Raw genomic sequence first — 20,087 nt, forward strand, 5'->3', positions numbered from 1 at the left:
GTCCTGGGCTGGGAAACGCCCAACGAGGTTTGGTACCGCGAGCTCGGCAAGGTACTGTCAAGGACAAGCCACCCGAAGACGGGCGTTGCACTTACAAATTGAATCCGGGGCGACACGCCGACCGGAGGGCGGGTGCTATGGTGGAAGCCATGACGTATCTCATGTGTTGCTGTTGTCGCTGACCGACGCCCCAAGGGCGAGCGGCTGACAACGCATAACTTGAGATAGGATTCCTTCGCGACATTCTCGCAGATTTCCGAATTGAACCGTGAGAGCGGTGGCGTCCCCCACGGTCGGGGATGAGGGGAAGGGCGCGGGCGCAAATCGGCGCGACCGGCGCAGTCCAATCCGCCGCAGCAGCAGCCCGGCATTCCGAGAACTTCCCGAAATCGCAGAGCGACGGCCCGGCACGATGACCCGGCATAAATGCCCCGAAGGAACGTCCCGTTTCAGTCAGCGCTCAGCCGCAAAGCCCGATCGATCCCATCCCCATTCCAGAGCTTTTCGGACATACGCATCGAACCAATCATCGAAGGAAACGAGACATCATGACCATCCACAACAACGTCACCGAACTCATCGGAAATACCCCGCTCGTCAGGCTCAACCACGTCACCGAGGGCGTGAAGGCCACCGTCGCCGTCAAGATCGAATACCTCAACCCCGGCGGTTCCTCCAAGGACCGCATCGCCGAACTCATCATCGATGCGGCCGAGCGCTCCGGCCAGCTCAAGCCCGGCGGCGTGATCGTGGAGCCTACCAGCGGCAACACGGGCGTGGGCCTCGCGCTCGTGGCCCAGCAGCGCGGCTACCGCACCATCTTCACCCTGCCGGACAAGGTCTCCGAATCCAAGCGTGCGGTGCTGAGGGCCTACGGGGCGGAGGTCATCGTCACGCCCACCGACGCCGGCCCCGGCGATCCGCGCTCCTACTACGACGTGTCCGACCGTCTCGCCCGCGAGATCCCCGGCGCGTTCAAGCCCAACCAGTACGACAACCCCAACGGGCCGCTCAGCCACTACCGCACCACCGGTCCCGAGGTGTGGGAGGCCACGGACCACAAGGTCACGCACTTCGTGGCCGGCATCGGCACCGGCGGAACCATCTCCGGCACCGGCAGGTTCCTCAAGGAGGCGTCCGACGGGGCCGTCAAGGTGATCGGCGCTGACCCGGAGGGCTCCATCTACTCCGCGCCCAGCAAGGAGGACGTGCACCAGTACAAGATCGAAGGCGTGGGCGAGGACTTCTACCCCAAGGCGTTCGACCGGGACATCACCGACGACATCGTCAAGGTGAACGACGCCGAGGCCTTCGAGATGACCCGCCGCCTCGCCGCCGAGGAGGGACTGCTGGTGGGCGGCTCGTCCGGCATGGCCGTGGCCGCCGCGCTCAAGTACGCGCGCGCCAACGATCTGGACGCCGACCAGCTCGTGGTGGTCCTGCTGCCCGACTCCGGCCGCGGCTACCTCGAGAAGATCTTCGACGACGACTGGATGCGCGCCAACGGCTTCGGCGACGTGGTGGACCGCACCAGCAGGCCTTCACTTGCCGAACAATACCTGTGACGTCCGATAATCCGTTATCAGCAACGTCGATACCGACACGCGACGCGGGATGGTCCCGCCGTCATACCCTCGAAACCATCGCACACCGAAAGGAAACCAACCATCATGTCCGCCGAGTACAACGCCAAGTTCGCCGCCACCGACATCGCCACCCGTGCCATCCACGCCGGACAGGAGCCCGATCCCACCACCGGTGCCGTGGTCACGCCGATCTACGCCACCTCCACGTTCAAGCAGGACGGCGTGCTGGGCCTCAGGGGCGGCCATGACTACTCGCGCTCCATCAACCCCACCCGCACCAGCTTCGACGAGCAGCTCGCCGCCGTCGAGGGCGCGAAGCACGCGCTCTCCTTCGCCTCCGGCCTTGCCGCGATCGACGTGCTGCTGCGCTCCACTCTGAAGCCCGGCGACAGCGTCCTGCTCGGCAACGACGTGTACGGCGGCACCTACCGACTGCTCGCCAAGGTGTTCGTGCCGTGGGGCATCGGCCTCGATGTGGTCGACATCACCGACCCCAGGGCCGTCGAGGAGGCGCTCGCCGCCAAGCACTACGAGTACGTGTGGGTGGAGACCCCGTCCAACCCGCTGCTCAACATCACTGACATCGCGGCGACCGCCGCCGTCGCGCACCGGTACGGCACCAAGGTCGTCGTCGACAACACGTTCGCCTCGCCCGCGCTCCAGCATCCGCTCGACGACGGCGCGGACGTGGTGGTCTACTCGACCACCAAGTACATCGGCGGCCATTCCGACGTGGTGGGCGGCGCCGTGGTGCTCAACGACGAGGAGACGCGGGACAAGGTTGCCTTCCTGCAGAACGCGGCCGGTGCCGTGCCCTCCCCGTTCGACTCCTGGCTGGACATCAGGGGGCTCAAGACCCTTGACCTGCGCGTCAAGCGCCATTCCGCCAATGCACTCAAGGTTGCGCAGTGGCTCGAATCCCAGCCGTCCGATGTGATCGAACGCGTCTGGTACCCGGGCCTCGAATCCCACCCCGGCCATGACATCGCCGCCCGCCAGATGCACGGCGGCTTTGGAGGCATCGTCTCCGTGCAGCTCGCGGCCGGCGCCGAGGCGGCCAAGCGGTTCGTCGACCGCACCGAGATCTTCACGCTCGCCGAATCGCTCGGCGGCGTCGAAAGCCTCATCGAGGTGCCCGCCGCCATGACCCACGCCTCCGTGGCCGGCACCACCCTGCAGGTGCCTGCGAACCTCATCCGCATCTCGGTCGGCATTGAGAGCGTCGACGACCTCATCGCCGATCTCAAGCAGGCGCTCGCCGCCATCTGAACGCGGGCTTGGTCGCCCGATCGTGGCAAAAGTTGCATATCCGCGCGCATCCGATGTCCGAACCGACGTACATGCGCGCGGATATGCAACTTTTGCCCGGGCTAGGCGCGCCAGCCGGGGTAGAGTGGAACGCATGACAGACAATGCGGCGGCGCTGGCGGCGCTCAAACAGTACTTCGGCTACGATTCGTTCCGGCCCGGGCAGACGGGCATCGTCGAGGCGCTGCTCGCCGGGCGGGACGTGCTGGGCGTCATGCCCACCGGCGCCGGCAAGTCCGTGTGCTACCAGATTCCGGCCATGCTGCTGGACGGCGTGACCGTGGTCGTCTCGCCGCTCATCTCCCTGATGCGCGATCAGGTGGACGGCCTCAACGACGCCGGCATCCCGGCCGCGTACATCAACACCACGCAGACGCCGGACGAGCAGGGCATGGTGCTCTCCCAGGCCGCCCACGGTGAGGTGCGGCTGCTGTACGTGGCCCCCGAGCGCTTGGAAACCGACCGGTTCCGCGCCTTCGCCGCGCGCACGCCCATCGCGCTGGTGGCCGTGGACGAGGCGCACTGCGTCTCCCAGTGGGGTCAGGACTTCCGCTCGAGCTATCTCGGCATCGGTGAGTTCATCGCCTCGTTGCCCGTGCGCCCGGTGGTGGGAGCCTTCACGGCCACCGCCACCGAACGTGTTCGACGTGACATCGTGGCCATGCTGGGGCTGCGTGACCCGGCCGTCACCGTGACCGGATTCGACCGCGACAACCTGTACTTCGATGTGATCAAGCTGGAAACCAAGCGCAAGGCCAACTGGGTGGCCCGCTACGTGGCCGACCATCCGGACGAGTCGGGCATCGTGTACTGCGCCACGCGCAAGGAGACCGAAGCGCTCGCGGACACGCTCAACCGCGCGGTTCCGGCCCTGCGCGGGGCTGCGGGTGCGGGCGGTGGCTCCGGGGCCGGATCGGGTTCGCCGGTCGCCGTCGCCTACCACGGCGGCATGAGCGCGGAGGTGCGTGGCAAGGCGCAGCGCGACTTCGTCACGGACGCCGTGCCGGTGGTGGTGGCCACCAACGCGTTCGGCATGGGCATCGACAAGTCGAACGTTCGATACGTGATCCACCACAACATGCCCGAGTCAATCGAAGCCTACTATCAGGAGGCCGGGCGCGCCGGGCGAGACGGGCTGCCGAGTCGTTGCACGCTGCTGTGGAATGAGTCGGACATCGTCACCCGCCGGCGTCTGCTGGACACCGACTACGAGAACGACCGGCTCACCCCCGAGGAACAGGAGACCGTGCGCATGTCCAAGCGCAGGCTGCTGGACGGCATGATCGGCTACTGCCGTACCGCCGACTGCCTGCACACGTACATCACGCGCTACTTCGGCGAGTCCGCGCCGGCCGCGCCCTCCGCGGGCGACGGGGGCGACGGGGGCGGCAGGAGCGCCGGAAACGCCAAGTGCAAGGGTGGCTGCACGAACTGCGACAGCACCTTCGCAACCCTCGACGTGACGGACGTGGCCCGGGCCATCAGCCGCTGCGTGCATGACGTGATGTTCGACTACGACGGCGCGGGACGCCCCACGCGCACGCCCGTGCGGCAGGGACTCGGCAGCGGCAAGATCGTGGCCGTGCTGCGCGGTTCCAAGGCACAGGACGTGCTGAACCGCGGCCTCGGTCGCTGCCCGAGCTACGGCAGGCTGGCTGAAACCCCGGAGGCCCGCGTGCGCGACGTGCTCAGCCAGATGGCCACCGACGGGTTCCTGTCCATTTCCGAAGGCCGGATGCCGATCGTCGGCTTCGGACCGCGCGCGGCGGAAACCGTGGCCCCGGAGTTTCACTACGAGATCAAACGGATCGAACGGTCGCGGACTGCGGCCTCCGGGCGGGTGAGCGGCGGAATCGGCGGCGCAGGTTCGACCGGTTCCGCCGGCGCAGTCGATACGGCCGGTGCGGCACTGGGCTACGGCGGCGACGAGCCGAGCGACGACGACGAGGCGCTGTTCCGCAAACTGCGCGAACTCAGGCTCGAGATCGCGCGTGAGGCCGGCAAGCCGCCGTATATCGTGTTCAACGACAAGGCCCTGCGCGACATGGTCCGCCGGCGTCCCACCACGCCCGAGGCGTTTCTGGAGGTCAACGGCGTGGGGGAGAGCAAGCTCAGGCTCTACGGGCAACGGTTCATGGAGGTCATCGCCGCGGAGGCGTGAATCGCGGCCGTGCAATCGCTATCGGATATTCTGATAGCCAAGGCGCGGCGGCCGGCCCTGCGGACGTGGCGGAGCGGAGTAGCATGGGCCTCGGTACTGCGATTTTCCATGAATGGAGGAATCATGGCGGAGAACACCGAGAACACCGCTGCCGGCGCGCGGCCCGTGCCGGAGAGCTTCCAGCTCGACCACACCAAGGTGAAGGCGCCGTACGTGCGTTACATCGACACCGAGAAGGGACCCCACGGCGATGTGATCTCCAACTATGACCTGCGCTTGGTGCAACCGAACGAGAACGCCATCCCGACCGGTGGCCTGCACACCATCGAGCACACCATCGCCGTGCTGCTGCGCGAACGCATCCCGGGCTACATCGACTGCTCGCCGTTCGGCTGCCGCACCGGCTTCCACCTGCTCACCTGGGGCGAGCACTCCACCGAGGACGTGGCCCGTGCGCTCAAGGAGTCGCTCGAGTTCATCGCCTATCAGGCTACGTGGGACGACGTCCCCGCCACCACGATCGAAAGCTGCGGCAACTACCGCGACCACAGCCTGTTCACCGCCAAGGAGTGGTGCAAGGACATTCTCGCCAAGGGCATCAGCTCCGACCCGTTCGAGCGCAAGGTGGTCTGAGCGCTACAGCGCCATCTCGCCGCGATCGCCGCGTCCGTTGCCGCCCGAACTTTTTTGATCCGAACGGGCGGCGTTTCTCGGCTGGGAGCGGAACGTCTTTCGGGCGGGCGTTCCGGTGCGTGACAATGTTGGTGACGCGGCCGGATTGCGGTGCGTCGCAACGATTGGTTCCGTACGCGGAAAGGATGATGACATGACCGATCAGCGTGTGAAAGTGGGCGCGAGCGACCTCGAGGTGTATCCGCTGGCCCTGGGCGGCAACACGTTCGGATGGACGAGCGACGAGGCGACCAGCCGCGCGGTGCTCGACGCTTACACGGAGGCGGGCGGCAACTTCATCGACACAGCGGACATGTACTCGGCGTGGGCGCCGGGCAACGCGGGCGGCGAGTCGGAGATCATTCTGGGCCGCTGGCTGGCCGTGCGCGGCAACCGCGACCGCGTGGTGATCGCCACGAAGGTGAGCGAGCACCCGCAGTACAAGGGTCTTTCCCACGCGAACGTGCTGGCCGCGGCCGACGAGTCGCTGCTGCGTCTGGGCGTGGACGTGATCGACCTGTACTACGCGCACTTCGACGACGCATCCACCCCGTTGGAGGAGACCGCCGCCGCGTTCGACGAGCTGGTGAAGGCCGGCAAGATCCGTGCGATCGGCCTGTCCAACTACACGGCCGAGCGCATCGAGGAGTGGTTCCGCATCGCTCGCGAGCACGGGTACGCGCTGCCGGTGGCGCTGGAGCCGCACTACAATCTGGTCCACCGCGGCGACTACGAGCGCACGCTCGCGCCCGTCGCCGCGCGGGAGAACCTCGCCGTGTTCCCGTACTTCTCGCTGGCCGCCGGATTCCTGACCGGCAAGTACCGCTCCGCCGCGGATGCCGAGGGCAAGGCGCGTCAGGGCATGGTTGCCGACTACCTGACCGCCGACGGCTTCGCACTGGTCGATGCGCTGGACGCCGTGGCCAAGGCGCACGGCACGGCGATTGCCACGGTCGCGCTGGCATGGCTGCGCCACCGCCCGCAGGTGGCCGGTCCGATCGCCTCGGCCCGCACGCCCGAGCAGCTGCCGGCGCTCCTCGCCTCCGCCGCGCTCGACCTGACCGCGGACGAGGTGGCCGCGCTGGACAAGGCGTCCGAGCCGTTCGCCAAGTAGCGCGGGCGCTGTTCGGTCCCGTTTAGCCCGTCCTTTTCAGCCGTGTGCGGCGCGGCGATGCGCGTGATCGTGTCGGCGGATTCGTTGACGCGATCACCGCATCGCCTTCATCGTCCTCTTTGTGGACTTTGCCATGAGTGGCAAGTGCATTGTTGGGGCGTCGAAATGGTGAGAGCCTCCAATTGATGGTATTCTTGCAAGTGAACGAATGACCGTTCGCCGCTCACCTCCATTGGCATTGAAGGCTGATGCCAATGTCTGACAGCAGCCTATTGATGCATAGACGCATGTAGGTAAGGACTACCAATGAAGAAGGCCATTTCATCGTTACGGCTTGCGGTTCTCTTGCTTTATGTACTGGTGGCCTATATTGCTATTGCAATGACTGAGCGATTGTTTGAGGATTGGGATAGCCTCCTTTTCGTTAAGCCATTGGCACTGTCGATAGTATTAAGCTCGCTCTTCTTCCTGCTGCTCATATCCGAAATGGCAATTCCTCTGTTGGGGAGCAAGCCGCAATCCGAAATGGCGAGCAGGAACATTCGCATCATACTGATTCTGCTGGTTATTTTTACCGTCTCGTTGGTCGGCCAGTTCATAGCCTTCTATGCCCTTACCGGCCTGATGCATATAACGATTTTTGCCATTGTGCTATGCGTCTGTTGGGCAAATATCAGTGCCATTGTTCTCCTCGGCCATGATGTTGACTTCAGCTGCAAGCTGTTGCGGAGGCGGCGCTAATCAGCAGTCGCGGTTCGAGACGCGGAAACGGGTGATATTGCCCCACGTCCCATCCCGATCGGGAACGGGCGGCGTTTCGGGACTCAGCACGCCACGGCGCGGCTCGACAGACGGTGTGGTACGTTGACGTGAGTCGATTTACGTCAAGTTCCGTCGTCGGAGGGTTCGGCATGCAGTTCAAGTCCAACGCACCCAGCGCGTCCGGTGTATCCGGCAAATCCGCACGCGAGTTCCGCAAGGCCACCAAGGCCGATCTTCCGGCGATTCTGGCGATCTACGCGCGCGCCCGCAGGCTCATGGCCGCCAACGGCAACCCGACGCAGTGGGGCAAGACGTTCCCGCGCGAGTCCGTGATCCGCGACGACATCAAATGCGGCCGCTGCACGCTGCTCGTGGACCATCTGGGCGGCACCGGGGAGGATGCGCCGGCCGGATTCGGAACGGTCAAAACGGCCGCGCGCACGCTCAGGGTTTCCACGCCGGGAGATCCGTTGGGGTATCGGTCCGAGAAGGCTGCCGCATCCGATGACGGTTCCGGTGAAGTCGGTTCCGGTGAGGTCGGCGCCGCTGCGGTCGGCGGCCCAAAATCCGGCGCCGGCTCGAAGGCTCGCGGCACCGAACGCATCCTCGCCGTGTTCGCCGTCTGCCCGGGGGAGGATCCGACCTACAAGACCATCGATGGCGCATGGCTGGACGACGACCGGTATGTGACCATCCATCGCGTCGCCTCCGCAGGGCTGATCAAGGGCGCGGCGCACCTCATCTTCGGCTGGGTGCTCAGCCACTACGACAACGTGCGCGTGGACACCCACCCCAACAACAGGGCCATGCAGCACGTGCTTGCCACCAACGGCTTCACCCGCTGCGGCACCATCCAGCTCATCGACCGTCCCACGGACACGCTGCGCATCGCGTTCCAGCGTCACAACCGCAAGTCGGCGTGACTGGCATGACTGGGGCGGACGTGTGATACGAAAACTGCCATCTGACGTCCCCAAATGTACGTTTCCGTATCCGTCGATACGAAAACGTACATTTGCCCGTTCCTGGCGTACGTTCCCGTATCGCGCGATATGAGAACGTACATCTGCCGTCCGCACGTGTACGTTTCCGTATCACTCAGGCACCTCAGGATAGATATGCGGATATGCGAAGGTCCCGGCTCGGTTCATTCGATCCGGGCCGGGACCTTTCATTGCGATCGAGCGGTCAGACCGTGGCCTGTGCGGCGTTGAGCTTGGAACGCTTGCGGCTGTAGGCGAAGTACACCACCAGACCGATGCCGAACCAGATGGCGAACCGCACCCAGGTCTCCCAGTTGAGGCCGGCGATGAGCACGAAGCAGAACACGATCGCGCAGATCGGCGTGAACGGCACGAGCGGGGCACGGAAGCCGCGGTGGGCGTTGGGCTGGGTGTGGCGCATCCACAGGATGCCGGCGGACACGATGATGAACGCGGACAGCGTGCCGATGTTCACCAGCTCGAACAGGATGTTGATGTTGATGAAGCCGCCGGCGAATGCGGTGAGCAGGCCGAAGAACCACGTGCCCTTGAACGGCGTGCGGTACTTGGGGTGCACCTCGCCGAAGAACTTCGGGAACAGGCCGTCGCGGCTCATGGCGTAGCAGATGCGCGACTGGCCGTACAGCTGTACGAGCATCACCGTGGTCATGCCCACGAGCGCGCCCAGGTTCACGATGAACGCCAGCCAGTTCATGCCCGTGGCGAGGATCACGCCGGCCACCGGCGCGTCGATGAAGTTCGCGAACTGCTGGTAGGGTACCACGCCGGTCATGATGAGCGTCATGATCACGTAGAACACCGTGGAGATGGCCAGCGACAGCAGGATGCCGCGCGGCAGGGTCTTGTTCGGGTTCACGGTCTCCTCGGCGGAGGAGGAGACGGCGTCGAAGCCGATGAAGCTGAAGAACACGATGGACGCGGCCGGCACGATGCCGTACGGCTGCGTGGAGCCGGGCTGGAACGTGTAGATGCCGTACGGGGAGAACGGCTTCCAGTTGGCCGGGTTGACGTACCAGACCGTGCACACGATGAACAGGACGATGATCACGAGCTTGATCATCACCATCACGTCGTTGGTGCGCTTGGTCTGGTTGATGCCGATGGACAGCACCCAGGTGATGACGAGCACGATCACGAAGCCGGGCAGGTTGAAGTACGTGGTGACGCCCGGCGTGGTGCCGTACGCGGCGGTGAGCTCCACGGGCAGGTGCAGTCCGAAGCCCTCGAGCAGCTTGTTGAAGTAGCCGGACCATCCGGCGGACACGGTGGCCGCCTGCAGTGCGTACTCGAGGATGAGGTCCCAGCCGATCACGAACGCGATGAGTTCGCCGAATGCCAAGTAGGAGTAAGAGTATGCGGAGCCGGACACGGGGGCCATGGAGGCGAATTCGGCGTAGCACAGGCCGGCGAACCCGCAGCAGACGGCGGCCAGAAGGAACGAGACCGACAGCGCCGGGCCGGCGGTGAGCGCGCCCTTGCCGGTCAGTACGAAGATGCCGGTGCCGATGATGGCGCCGATGCCGAGCATCGTGAGGTCGAACGTGCGCATGGTGCGCTTGAGCGGGGTGGATTCAGCGACCAGCTGATCCACCGATTTCTTGCGAAAAAGATCCATGGTCTTCTCTCAAATTACGGTATGGATATGGGCTGGACCGGACGGAGTTCCGGGACCTCGGCACGCCTTAAACGCCGGGAATCAGAATGCCGCGCGCGTTGCAACGACGCGCTGTGCGTACATGTGGAGCAAGTCTAGGCCCGCACCCGGACATGCGCAATCCCGCACGCCCGCAGCCGCAAAATCGCAAACTGGAAGGATTGTGCGTTTTGCGCGGCGTTGTGAGCGCTCACAACCGGTCATTCTTTCCAGTCTGTGCCGCGAGGCGCGCAGGCTGGAAAGAATGACCGGTGCCGGACGGCGGGACTGGCCCGGGCGGGATGGAATGCGACGCGAGGGGGCGTGTCTGTGCAAAATGCGGCAATGCAAACGTCATAGCGGCGCGCCACAATGGAGCCCATGAGTTTGAACGCAGCACCCCAGTGGGTTTTTTCAAGTGAACAGGGACAGGCCAACTACAAGGCGGCATGCAGGCGGTACCCCGCGCAATGCATCGTGGACCTCAAGGCGCTGCGCGACAACATGGCCCGGCTCGTGGAGATCTGCGGCGGACCGGAATCCGGCACCGCGGTGATGGGCGTGGTCAAGGCCGACGCCTACGGCCACGGTCTCATCCCCGCCGCGCTCGCAGCCCTCGCCGGCGGGGCCACTTGGCTCGGCACCGCGCAGGCGCACGAGGCACTCGCCCTACGCGCGGCCGGCATCGGCCCGGACCGTTGCCATATCCTCACGTGGATGTACTCGGGGCTCGAAGTGCCGTTCGACGAGCTCATCGCCGCGGACGTGGACGTGTCCGTCGGCTCCCTGCCCGGCATCGCGCGCGTGGCCGAGGCGGCGCGGCGCGTGGGCAAGCCGGCCCGCGTGCACGTCAAGTGCGACACCGGCTTCGGCCGCAACGGCTTCACGCCCGCAGCCTTCGACGAGGCCATCAAGGCGTTGCGTGAGGAGCAGTCGCTCGGCCTCATCCAGATCATCGGCCAGTGGAGCCACCTCGCCGTGGCGGACGCCCCCGACGTCCCCGAATTCGTGAAGTCCACGGATGGCCAGATCGCCGTGTTCGAGGAGTTCACCGAGCGCATGCGTACGGCCGGCATCGCCCCGCAGATCCGCCACCTCGCCAACACGGCCGCCACCCTCACCCGTCCCAAGATCCACTACGAACTCACCCGCCCCGGCATCGGCCTGTACGGCTACGAGCCCGACCCGGCCATGGGCACCCCGCAGCGCTACCACCTCAAGCCCGCCATGACTCTGCAGGCCCAGCTCGGCACGGTCAAGGACGTGGAGGCCGGCCACGGCATCTCCTACGGACGCACCTACCTGACCCCGCAGAACACGTCCACCGCCATCGTGCCGCTCGGCTACGCGGACGGCATCCACCGCTCCGCCTCCGGCTTCGACATGCAGGGCGCCAAGCACGTGGAGAAGCTCGGCGGTCCCGTACGCATCATGACCAAGCAGGGGCCCAAGCTGGAACGCGTCTCCGGGCGCGTGTGCATGGACCAGTTCATCCTCGACCTGCACGGTTCCGCGGCCGCGATGGGTGTTCAGGAGGGCGACACGGTCGTGCTCTTCGGCCCGGGCCGTGGCGAAGCCGTGTGCGAGCCCACCGCCGACGACTGGGCGCGCGCGGCGGAGACCATCAGCTACGAGATCTTCACCTGCCTGCGCAACCGCATCCCGCGCCTCTACCTCAACGCCGCGGAGGTGCTGCCCCCCGAGGACCTCGCTCTGCTCGACCCGAGCACGATCCTGTAGCGGCGGGCCATGGACATCACGGGGAGCGAGCGCGAAACCGGCACGGAGCGCATACCGGCGGGGGAGGGCTACACGGCCTTCGATGAGGAGCGCTGGGCCCCCGAGCCGCCCAAATCCAAGACGCGTACGGCCTTCGAACGGGATCGGGCTAGGCTCATCCACTCGTCCGCCCTGCGCAGGCTCGGCGCCAAAAGCCAGATCCTCGTGGCCGGCACCGACGACTTCGCCCGCACCCGGCTCACCCATACGCTCGAGGTGGCGCAGATCGGGCGGCAGATCGGCAAGCTGCTCGGCTGCGACCCGGACGTGGTGGACTGTGCATGCCTCGCCCACGATCTGGGGCACCCGCCGTTCGGACACAACGGGGAGCGTGCGCTCGCGGACATTGCCGACGGGATCGGAGGATTCGAGGGCAACGCGCAGACCCTGCGCATCCTCACCCGGCTCGAACCCAAGGTGTTCCATCCGGACGGACGGCGTTCGGCGGGCGTGAACCTGACCCGCGCCTCGCTGGACGCCGCCGTCAAATACCCGTGGACGCTCGCCGAGGCGGGCAAGCACCCCAAGGGGGAGCGCAGCCGGAAGTTCTGCGTCTACCCGGACGACGAGGACGTGTTCCGCTGGCTCAAGATCGGCGCCCCCGAGGCCACCAAGCCCATGGAGTGCCAGATCATGGACCTCGCGGACGACATCGCCTACTCGGTGCATGACGTGGAGGATTCCATCGCCACCGGTGCGTTCAACCCGATCACGCTGGCCGACCCGCAGATCCTCGACCGGATCATCGAACAGACCCGAGCGTGGTACGGGGCGCGCTGGGACCCGGACCTGCTGCTCGCCGCATTCCTGCGTCTGCAGAAGCTGCACATGTTCCCCGCGCATTTCAACGGTTCGAGGCAGGCGCTCGCGCAGCTGAAGAACATCACGTCCGACCTGATCGGCCGGTTCGCGTGGAGCGTGGAGACCGCCACGCGCGAGGCGTACGGGCCCGGCCCGCTCACCCGGTACTCGGCGAACGTGGTGATTCCCGAGGAGACGAACTACGAGATCGTGGCGCTCAAGGGCATAGCCGTGTACTTCGTGATGGCGCCGCGCGAACGAGAGCCGTTCCATCAGGAGGAGCTCAGCATCGTCGAGGACTTGGTGGACGTGATCATGCGCGATTCACCGCGGCCTTCGGATGCCTTGGAGAGTCAGTTCCTGGCCGACTGGAACGAATGCTCCAACGACGACGAGCGCCTGAGGGTGGCGGTGGATCAGGTGGCGAGCCTGACGGACGGCAGCGCGCTGGCGTTGCATTCCATCCTGTGCGGGTGAGGCGACTGTGCGGGTGATGCGACGGATGGCTGCGGATGACGGAGCGGACCGGGGAGGGATGCCGGCGATGCCCGGTGCGTGATGTCCGGTATCCTGCTGTGTCCGGCGTTGCCGAGTGCTGTGGCGTCCCTGCCGTCCGTCACCTTCACGGAGAGGGAAGAACGGGGGTTGAGGGGAGCTTGCACTCGGAACTACAATGGGGCTATGAGCACTGAAATCAATGAAGATGCGGTCGATCCCATCGACCCCGATGCCCCCCTTGCCGAACAGATCGCCGAAGTGGACAAGCTGGAAGCCCAGACGCCCACCAAAGCGCGCATGGATGCCGCCGAACGAGCCGAACATGCCGACGCCGAGCGCCATAAGCACCACGGCGACCCCACGAACGGCGTGTACAGCGGCCTCGACACCATCAGCATGGGCGGTCACTGAAAAATCTGGTTCACGCGATGTTTTGACGAGCAACGTGTGAACCGGGGCCCGTGTTGCATTCGGCTGCCCCAAGGCGGCCGGTTTGCCTGAAAGGACGCCGTTGCGCGGCCCCGGAGGCATGTGCGGCCTTGTGCGTTTCCGTGCGGTTGCCGGTTCACAAGATTTTCGCGCGTTCATCGCGTGAACCGGCAGGCGCGCGCCGGGGGATGACGTGCCGCTACTGTAGTGTGCTATGGCTGGAATGATTCTCAAGGAAGACGTGGAAAAGGTGCGCGCCGCCGCGGACCTGTACGACATCGTATCCGCATCCGTAGCACTCAAGCCATCCGGCACCGGCACCTATGTGGGCCTGTGCCCGTTCCATGACGAAAAGACCGGCAGCTTCAACGTGCGTCCGTCGCTGGGCGTATGGCACTGCTTCGGCTGCGGACTCGGCGGGGACGTGTTCAAGTTCGTCGAGCAGCAGGAGAACATCGACTTCCGCGAGGCCGTGGAGCTGCTCGCGGACCGGTATCACATCGAACTTCATTATGAGCAGAACGGGCAGGGCGCATCCCGCGACGCCCATGCCGGCTCGAAGCGCGCCCGGCTGCTCGAGGCGAACGAGGAGGCCCAGCGCTTCTTCGTCTCGCAGATCATGAGCAAGGAGGCGCTCGCCGCGCGCAAGCTGCTGGGCGGCCGCAACTTCAGCCAGGCCGACTGCGAGCGCTTCGGCTGCGGCTACGCGCCCCAGGGCTGGGACAATCTGGTCCGGCACCTCGCATCCAAGGGCTTCACGCAGAAGGAAATGCTGGACGCGGGACTGGCCAGGCAGGGACAGCGCGGCATCTACGACTATTTCCGCGGGCGGGTCACGTGGCCCATCCGCGATTCGACCGGGCGCACGCTCGGCTTCGGCGCGCGCAAGCTGTACGAGGATGACACCATCGCCGCCAAGTACATCAACACGCCGGACACGCAGCTCTACCGCAAGACGCAGGTGCTGTACGGCATCGATCTGGCCAAGGCGGCGATCGTCAAGAAGCGTCAGGTGGTGATCGTGGAGGGCTACACGGATGTGATGGCCATGCATCTGGCGGGCATCGACACGGCCGTGGCCACCTGCGGCACGGCGTTCGGAGCCGAGCATGCGAAGATCGTGCGCCGGCTCATCGCCGACGATTCGCTGGGGGCGATCCAGCTCATAGGCCCGCGCAAGGTGAATGGGCAGACGCTGAGCTCGCGCGTGGTGTTCACGTTCGACGGCGACGCGGCCGGGCAGAAGGCCGCGCTGCACGCGTTCGGGCTGGACTCGGCTTTCCTGACGCAGACGTTCGTGGCCGTGGCGGACAGCAACCTCGACCCGTGCGACCTGAGGATTCAGCGCGGCGATCAGGCGGTGCGAGCGCTCATCGAAAGCGCGCGGCCGCTGTACGATTTCGTGATCGAAACGGCGATCGACCGGTTCGACACGCAGTTCACCACCGGGCGGTTGGGGGCCGTGCACGCGGTGGCGCCGGTGATCGCGCAGATCCGCGACCGCTCGCTGCTGGACGTGTACACGCGCAAGGCGGCGAGACGCGTGGGCGTGGATCTGGACATTCTGCAGCGCGAGGTGGCGGCGGCCCGGCGTGCGGCGAACGTGCGCGACGAGGATGCCTATGCTTCCCGGCGGCGCGGCGGATTCGGCGGGTTCGCCGGCGCCGGTGCGAGGGGCGAAGGCGAGGCTGAGCTGGAGCGCGAGCGGCGCGGCGAGAACCCGTACGCCGACCCGGCCGTCCGCAAGAACCTGGAACGCGCGGACGCCAAGAACCAGACGTATTACAGAATCGACGACGCGGTGTTCATCTGCGAGCAGCAGTTCATGGCCACGCTCATTCAGGTGCCGCGCGCGCTGGACCGGAACCTGTTCGGACAGCTGACGGTGGACAGCTTCACCGTGCCCGTGTTCCACGCGCTGTTCCAGGCGTTCGAGGCGGCGGGCGGCCTGCCTGCGACCGGTACCCCGCAGGGTCTGTGGATGCATGCGCTTTCCAAGGCGGGAGGGCCGATGCTCGAGCAGGTGATCAACGAGCTGGCCGTCATGCCGCTGCCGTTGCCGCCGTCGCCGGCCGCGCAGAGCGAAACGGGTGCGCAGGGCCAGAACGGGCAGGCCGGCCCATCCGATCCTTCCGGTGCCGCGGCCGTGCAGCTCAAGGCGCCCACCCCGGCGGAAACGAAGTACGCCACCGAGCTGCTGGTGCGGCTGATCGACATGGACTACATGCGACGCATCGCCGCCGCCCGCCGCCGCATGGCCCAGCTGCCCGACGGCGAGGAGAAGTTCGGTCTGCTCGGCCGCATCGCCAAGCTCGAGGCCGCCCGCAAGGACCTCCAGTCGCAGGTCTACAACAACAACGTGGGGTAGCGGAGGGGAGTGTTGTGCGCGACCGGCTGGCACCCGCATACAATGGCTGTATTGGCAGCTTTGCAGCGACAGATTGGAGGGGCCATGTCTACCATGACGTTGAACATTCCCGATGTGGATACGGCGCGGTATGTCGATGCGGCTAACGCCGCGCGCGCGGCGGGCATCGACCTTGATGAGTATCTGCGTCATGTGATTGATACGTTCGCCCAGCGCGACGACATCAAGGGCAGAATCGCACATGCGCTGCCAACCGATACCGTGCTGCGTACGGATGCCGATTTCGACGCGTTTGAGCGCGAGGTGCTGGGCGATGCTTGATGTTGCCTATTCCATTTGGCCAAGGCTGATCTCAAACGGCTTGCGCGATATCGGCGCGACTGTGCTGCGGAGGTTCTGCGCATTGTCCGTGAGGAATTGCGTGTGGATGGCAGGGTGTCCGATGCCTATACACCGCATGTCTTGAACAATCCAAATGGACATTACTCCGGTATATATGGAGTTTCACGCGTTTGATGACGTGCTTGTGCTGTATTATCCGCCGTTTCCGCATGGTTTCGTTAGAATCCAACGCGTTTGCACGCATGCCGAGCTTCAAGATGGTGTGTTCGGAGTTGAGTGGCCTCGTTCCTGATATGCCGCTGCACGTGCAGGTTGTGCGCGGGGTTGCGGGTTTGCCGGCGGACGTGGATGGCTTGTGGTCATGTGTCCGCTACAGATACCATGGAGTCATGGCCGCGGCCTAGGAGGGGCCGTGCCCGGTGCGACGAGGAGGTTACATCATGGACGGCGGGACAGGGAGCGGCAGGCTCAATTTCACCAGACTCAACGGCATCGTGTACTGGGCGTCTGTGTTGATCGAGGCGGTCTGCTGGATCGGTGCGGCGGCGTGCGCGGTCATGCTGGTGCTTACCGTCATGGCGGGCGGCGTCGCGGACCGCATGCCGAACGGCGGATACGGCCATGAAACCGGGCAGGGCTCGTTCGGCGTCGGCGTAGGAGACACGGTCGGCGGCTTCACGTTTACGCTGCCGGATCTAGCCACGGACAGCCGTTACCAGTCGCAGTTGCAGAGCATCGACTGCATGCCGGCGACGAATACGATCAACGGCATGGATGCGTACCAGTACCGGACCATGCTCCGGGAGCAGGCCGAGGCGCGCGCGGCCAACCCGGCGGCGTTGCTCACGCTGATCGTCCTGCAGACCGGCTGCGCGGTTGCGATGGCGTTCGTGATGCGCAACATCCGCCGCGTGAGTCAGTGCATACAGACGAGACTGGATCGCACCGACCTGTTTGGCCCGTTCGACGCGGGGCTCGTCGCCCCGCTGAATCGCATCGGGCGGCTGTTGATTGCGATACCGGTGATTGCAGGGGCGGGATCGCTGCTGGCGCTGGTGCTTTCGTCGCTTACCGGCCGGTCGAATCTGGCCATCACGCCGCGATTGAGCGACATCGGCATGTATCTCATGGTGGGCGCGCTGACGCTGCTCATCGCGCACGTGTTCGACCGTGGCGCCGCCCATGCGGCGTGACGCGTACTGAAAATGCATTGTGACATGCGAAAACCGCTGCCCGCGGCTCCGGCGTTGCGTCGGAACCGCGGGCAGCGGTGTCATGAGAGGGAAATGAAGCGAAGTGCGGAATCGACGATCGGGCAGCCTCAGGCGATCTGGCGCAGCAGGGCGGGCAGCTCGGCCATGGTGTCGATCACCGCGTCGGCGCCGGCGGCCACGAACGCGTTGCGGGCGGCGCTGCGGGCGGCATCCTGGTCGGCGGGCAGCAGGGCGTCGAACTCGTCCTGGCTCAGGGCCATCTGGGAGCTGCCCTCGGTCACGCCCACGGTGAAGACGCCGGCGTTCTTGCCTTCGCGGATGTCGGAGAGCGTGTCGCCTACCTTGACGGCCTTGCGCACGTCGGTCACGCCGAGGGTCTTGAGGTTCGCGAAGACCATGTACGGGTAGGGGCGGCCGAAGCCGTCGGTGCCGTCCGGGCTGATCCAGAAGTCGGGCGCGTAGCCCTGCTCGGCGGCCTTGGGTACCACGATCTCCATCATTTTGTCCGTGTAGCCGGTGGTGGAGCCGATCTTGAGACCCATCTCGCGCAGGGTGGCGACGGCGTCCACCACGCCCGGCTTGGGAGTGGCGAACTGGTCGAGGATGGACAGCAGCTTCGGCTCGAAGTGCGCGTACACCTTGTCCGCGTCGGCCTCGGTGGGGGCGGCGCCGTGGGCGTCCTCCCAGGCGCGGGCGATGCGATCCATGTGCAGCATGGTCTCGATGTGGTCGTGCTTGAGCATGCCCATGGGCTTGCGGGTCTCGTCCATGGTCGGCTCGATGCCGAACTCGCGGAACGCCTCCTGGAAGGCGCGGACGGGGGCGAAGCAGCCATAGTCCACGGTGGTGCCGGCCCAATCGAAGATGACGGTCTCGAAGCGCGTGTTGGTCATGATGCTTCCTTTCTGACGCTTTTCTGACGTTGCTGACGTTTCCGGCGGCTCAGGCGGTGAGCTTGACGGATGCGGGGGCGGCGGCCTTGATCGGGGCACCGGCGGCATCCATGGCGGCGATCGCCTCGGGGACGGAGTCGGAACCGGTGGCGGGCTCGAGCAGGCCGCGCTCGCCCATGTACATGGCCAGCAGCTCGGTCACCTTTTCGATGTCGTCGGTGTAGATCTCGCCGATGTTGCCCAGGCGGAAGGTCTCCTCGTCGGTGAGCTTGCCCGGGTAGATCGCGTAGCCGCGCTCCTTGATGAACTCGTACATGTCGTGGAAGTCGAACGCGGTGCCCTCCGGGTAGAGGAACGTGGTGATGATCGGGCCCTGGTGGTCGTGCAGGAACAGGCGGAAGCCGAGCGCCTTCATGCGGGCGATGAGCAGCTCGTTGTTGAGCGTGTAGCGGGCGGAGCGGGCCGGGATTCCGCCCTCGGCGAACATCTCGTCCAGTGCCTTGGAGAAGGCGAGCACCACGTGGGTGGGGGAGGTGAAGCGCCACTTGCCGTTGGCCTTCTCGAGGGTGTTCCACTGGTCCCACAGGTCCAGGGACAGGCTGCGCGCCTTGCCCTTGGAGGCCTCGAGCTTGGCCTTGTTGCAGATGATGAAGCTGAAGCCGGGCACGCCCTGGATGCACTTGTTGGCGGAGGAGACGAGGAAGTCGATGCCCCAGTCGGCCACCGGGATGTCCACGCCGCCGAAGGAGCTCATGGCGTCCACCATGAAGGTCTTGCCGTGAGCCTTGGCCACGCGGGCCACGGCTTCGATGTCGTTGAGCAGGCCGGAGGTGGTCTCGGAGTGGATCATCGAGACGTGGGTGATGGACGGGTCGGCCTCGAGGTATTCCTCGACCTTGGCGGCGTCCGGGATGCGGTCGTACGGTTCGGCGTACTGGGTGAAGGCGATGCCGGCGTGACGGCAGATGTCCGCCTGACGGTCGCCGTACGCGCCGTTGGTGCACAGCAGGACCTTCTCGTCCTTGCCGATCACGGAGGTGAGCACGCTTTCCACGCCGAAGGTTCCGGAGCCCTGCATGAGCACGACGGTGTAGTCGTCCGCGCTGCAGTGGGCGAGCTCGAGGAGCTGGCGGCGGATCTTCTGGGTGATCTGCTGGTAGTCCTCGTCCCACGTGCAGTGGTCGAACAGCATCTCCTCCTTGACCGTGCGGGTGGTGGTCAGCGGGCCGGGGGTGAGGAGCTTGTACTCGGTGTTCATCGGTGCTTCCTTTCTTGGATGGCGGTGGCCGAAAGGGCTGTGGGGGTCGTTTCCGGTCGCCGATTGTAATAAACTATGAAGTTTTGTGTAAATCTACGTAGTTATTGGAGCGCAGACGGAGTGTTGTTTGTAGTTGATGTAGGGGGGTGTTCCTATGTTTTTGTCAACCTTGTGAGGGGTTGATGTGGTCGTGTCCGGGTTGGTTGTGATGGGCGTGCTTCGCTTTGGCCTTGGCGAGGTGCGGCCGTGGCCGGCGCTGGTGGTT

The 20,087-nt window shown here is 65.5% G+C and carries 14 protein-coding genes and 3 pseudogenes; 14 read left to right on the forward strand and 3 right to left on the reverse strand.

The window, feature by feature from the left end:
* Positions 1-548: 548 nt before the first annotated feature.
* From AC1AZA_RS10845 to AC1AZA_RS10875, 7 genes and pseudogenes are all read left to right on the forward strand, one after another.
* Positions 549-1,565 carry a pyridoxal-phosphate dependent enzyme gene (locus tag AC1AZA_RS10845; RefSeq protein ID WP_476514669.1) on the forward strand — a complete coding sequence of 339 codons (1,017 nt, stop codon included), beginning with the start codon at positions 549-551 and terminating at the stop codon, positions 1,563-1,565.
* A 105-nt stretch (positions 1,566-1,670) separates the two neighbouring features.
* Positions 1,671-2,855: a cystathionine gamma-synthase gene (locus tag AC1AZA_RS10850; protein ID WP_476514670.1), complete on the forward strand. Its 1,185-nt coding sequence runs from the start codon at positions 1,671-1,673 to the stop codon at positions 2,853-2,855.
* Between the two features lie 133 nt (positions 2,856-2,988).
* Positions 2,989-5,055 (forward strand): RecQ family ATP-dependent DNA helicase, encoded by a 2,067-nt coding sequence (locus AC1AZA_RS10855; protein WP_476514671.1) that lies wholly within the window; start codon positions 2,989-2,991, stop codon positions 5,053-5,055.
* A 123-nt stretch (positions 5,056-5,178) separates the two neighbouring features.
* Positions 5,179-5,688: an S-ribosylhomocysteine lyase gene (locus tag AC1AZA_RS10860; protein ID WP_476514672.1), complete on the forward strand. Its 510-nt coding sequence runs from the start codon at positions 5,179-5,181 to the stop codon at positions 5,686-5,688.
* 193 nt (positions 5,689-5,881) lie between these two features.
* Positions 5,882-6,841 carry an aldo/keto reductase gene (locus AC1AZA_RS10865; protein WP_476514673.1) on the forward strand — a complete coding sequence of 320 codons (960 nt, stop codon included), beginning with the start codon at positions 5,882-5,884 and terminating at the stop codon, positions 6,839-6,841.
* 306 nt (positions 6,842-7,147) lie between these two features.
* The gene (locus AC1AZA_RS10870; protein WP_476514674.1) at positions 7,148-7,582 is read left to right on the forward strand and encodes a hypothetical protein; all 435 of its coding nucleotides are present in this window, start codon (positions 7,148-7,150) and stop codon (positions 7,580-7,582) included.
* A gap of 611 nt (positions 7,583-8,193) precedes the next feature.
* Positions 8,194-8,526 (forward strand): annotated as a pseudogene (locus tag AC1AZA_RS10875) (N-acetyltransferase); the annotation flags it as partial.
* Between the two features lie 265 nt (positions 8,527-8,791).
* On the opposite strand, the gene AC1AZA_RS10880 reads toward AC1AZA_RS10875, so the two are convergent.
* The gene (locus AC1AZA_RS10880; protein ID WP_476514675.1) at positions 8,792-10,222 is read right to left on the reverse strand and encodes an amino acid permease; all 1,431 of its coding nucleotides are present in this window, start codon (positions 10,220-10,222) and stop codon (positions 8,792-8,794) included.
* A gap of 399 nt (positions 10,223-10,621) precedes the next feature.
* On the opposite strand from AC1AZA_RS10880, the gene alr reads away from it, so the two are divergent.
* The 7 genes and pseudogenes from alr to AC1AZA_RS10915 all read left to right on the forward strand — a co-directional run bounded on the left by alr (position 10,622) and on the right by AC1AZA_RS10915 (position 17,650).
* Positions 10,622-11,980 carry an alanine racemase gene (gene alr, locus AC1AZA_RS10885; RefSeq protein WP_476514676.1) on the forward strand — a complete coding sequence of 453 codons (1,359 nt, stop codon included), beginning with the start codon at positions 10,622-10,624 and terminating at the stop codon, positions 11,978-11,980.
* A 9-nt stretch (positions 11,981-11,989) separates the two neighbouring features.
* Positions 11,990-13,297, forward strand: a complete 1,308-nt coding sequence (locus tag AC1AZA_RS10890) for a deoxyguanosinetriphosphate triphosphohydrolase (RefSeq protein ID WP_476514677.1) — start codon at positions 11,990-11,992, stop codon at positions 13,295-13,297.
* 204 nt (positions 13,298-13,501) lie between these two features.
* Entirely contained in the window at positions 13,502-13,729 is a 228-nt protein-coding gene (locus AC1AZA_RS10895) for a hypothetical protein (RefSeq protein ID WP_476514678.1), read from the forward strand.
* Between the two features lie 232 nt (positions 13,730-13,961).
* Positions 13,962-15,813 (forward strand): annotated as a pseudogene (gene dnaG, locus AC1AZA_RS10900) (DNA primase); the annotation flags it as partial.
* 65 nt (positions 15,814-15,878) lie between these two features.
* Positions 15,879-16,115 (forward strand): annotated as a pseudogene (locus tag AC1AZA_RS10905) (DNA primase); the annotation flags it as partial.
* 84 nt (positions 16,116-16,199) lie between these two features.
* Positions 16,200-16,436 (forward strand): hypothetical protein, encoded by a 237-nt coding sequence (locus tag AC1AZA_RS10910; RefSeq protein ID WP_476514679.1) that lies wholly within the window; start codon positions 16,200-16,202, stop codon positions 16,434-16,436.
* 461 nt (positions 16,437-16,897) lie between these two features.
* Positions 16,898-17,650 carry a hypothetical protein gene (locus AC1AZA_RS10915; protein WP_476514680.1) on the forward strand — a complete coding sequence of 251 codons (753 nt, stop codon included), beginning with the start codon at positions 16,898-16,900 and terminating at the stop codon, positions 17,648-17,650.
* 128 nt (positions 17,651-17,778) lie between these two features.
* Here the strand turns inward: AC1AZA_RS10915 and phnX are convergent, their stop codons facing one another.
* Both phnX and AC1AZA_RS10925 read right to left on the reverse strand, forming a co-directional pair.
* Complete coding sequence (gene phnX, locus AC1AZA_RS10920; protein WP_476514681.1) at positions 17,779-18,564, reverse strand: phosphonoacetaldehyde hydrolase; 786 nt, start codon at positions 18,562-18,564, stop codon at positions 17,779-17,781.
* Positions 18,565-18,613: 49 nt separating this feature from the next.
* Positions 18,614-19,822: a 2-aminoethylphosphonate--pyruvate transaminase gene (locus AC1AZA_RS10925; protein ID WP_476514682.1), complete on the reverse strand. Its 1,209-nt coding sequence runs from the start codon at positions 19,820-19,822 to the stop codon at positions 18,614-18,616.
* Between the last annotated feature and the right edge of the window lie 265 nt (positions 19,823-20,087).

It is taken from the genome of Bifidobacterium sp. LH_389, from assembly GCF_056357235.1.